This window comes from Protofrankia sp. CiP1_Cm_nod2 (genome assembly GCF_920664355.1).
Lineage (GTDB): Bacteria > Actinomycetota > Actinomycetes > Frankiales > Frankiaceae > Protofrankia.
In genome coordinates, this window is sequence record NZ_CAKKTL010000012.1 from 24,799 (window position 1) to 26,448 (window position 1,650).

2 protein-coding genes are annotated in these 1,650 nt (G+C 68.1%); one reads left to right on the forward strand and one right to left on the reverse strand.

Annotated elements, in window-relative coordinates; genetic code table 11:
• Positions 1-160 precede the first annotated feature (160 nt).
• Positions 161-823, forward strand: coding sequence for an endonuclease NucS (gene nucS, locus NBW84_RS02485; protein ID WP_250281302.1), 663 nt, complete (start codon positions 161-163; stop codon positions 821-823).
• A 136-nt stretch (positions 824-959) separates the two neighbouring features.
• Here nucS and NBW84_RS24030 read toward each other — a convergent pair whose 3' ends face one another.
• Positions 960-1,307 (reverse strand): WD40 repeat domain-containing protein, encoded by a 348-nt coding sequence (locus NBW84_RS24030; RefSeq protein ID WP_445548612.1) that lies wholly within the window; start codon positions 1,305-1,307, stop codon positions 960-962.
• Between the last annotated feature and the right edge of the window lie 343 nt (positions 1,308-1,650).

Genomic DNA, 1,650 nt, shown 5'->3' on the forward strand with positions numbered 1-1,650 from the left:
TCCCCAGCCGCCCGAGCAGCCGCCCGAGCAGCGCTGAGCCGCCGCCACGTCCACTCGATTCCCGCGAAACCGAAACGCTGGCCTGGCTGGCGAGGGTCCCTCGGCACCCTTCCAGGGCTGATACGCGGTCCAGGGCTGATACGCGGTAAGGTGCGCAACCGTGCGTCTTGTGATAGCTCGGTGCAGCGTCGACTATGTGGGCCGGCTGACGGCACACCTGCCCAGCGCCGTCCGCCTGCTGCTGGTGAAGGCTGACGGGTCGGTGTCCATCCACGCGGACGGGCGGGCCTACAAGCCGCTGAACTGGATGAGCCCGCCCTGCGTGATAGCCGAGGCGGACGGCGTCTGGCGGGTGACCAACCGCGCGGACGAGCAGCTCGTCATCACCATCGAGGAGATCCTGCACGACTCCTCGCACGAGCTCGGCGTGGACCCCGGCCTGCGCAAGGACGGCGTCGAGGCGCACCTGCAGGTCCTGCTCGCCGACCGGCCGGACGCGATCCAGGAGGGCCTCACCCTGGTGCGCCGCGAGTACGAGACCGGCATCGGCCCGGTCGACCTGCTCTGCCGGGACCCCGACGGCGCCAGCGTCGCGGTCGAGGTGAAACGCAAGGGCGAGATCGACGGTGTCGAACAGCTCACCCGGTACCTCGCCCGTCTCCAGGACGATCCCTTCCTCCCGCACCCGGTACGCGGCATCCTGGTAGCCCAGTCGATCACCCCACAGGCCCGCCTGCTTGCCGCGGACCGCGGCCTGGCCTGCGTCACCGTCGACTACGACGCCCTGCGCGGCCTGGCCCCCGCCATCCCCACCCTGTTCTGACGCTCTATTCTCTTTCGCGGTGGACGGGGCGCCGACCCCGGCGCAGCGGCGCGCGCAGAAATCGAAGGATGCGAATCCGCTGTCGCGATAACAGCCCGCATTCACATCCTTCGAGCCTTCGGGCTGCTGTCCGGATCTATCTGTCCGGAGTGCCGGGGCGGAACTCGTAGCGGTACACCCCTCGCTCACCGCCAACGATCAGGCTGCGGCCGTCGGCGGTCCAGGCACAGGTGACCGGGTCGCTGTCGGTTCGCATCATAGTGATGATCTCTCCGGACGTCCGATCCCAGATTCGGATCGTCCGATCATGGCTGATAGTGGCGAGCAGACGACCGTCTGGTGTGATCGCTGGAGCTTCCGCCGGGTCGGTACTGAGGGTGGCGGTGGGGCGTCCCGTAGCGGAATCCCAGATCCGCACCGTTTTGTCATTGCTGACGGTCGCGAGCCATGCGCTGCCGGGTGCGATGGCCAGTGCGGTTGCCAGGCTGGTGCGGCCGGGCTGAAATTACGTCCAGTCTGGCATGGTTGACGGGACTTATATCAGATGTTCGGCGTCTGTCGGCTGCCGGGTGGCGTGTCGTGTGGGTTGTTCGGCTCCGGCCCGATGGAAAAGGCTTGCCTTTCGGGCCGGGTTTGTGTGGGGGCGGGTCCGGCCGAGTGTCAGCGGACGTCGATCAGGATCACTCGGGACAGTCCGCGTCGGCGGTGAACAGGCGCGCGGCGCCGAAGGATGTGCTGGCGGCCCGCGTTGTCTGTGGTCGGTGGTCTGCCCGTCGATGGCCGCCGTTGGCCGATCGGGGGCGTCTGATAACGGTGGGTACATGCCA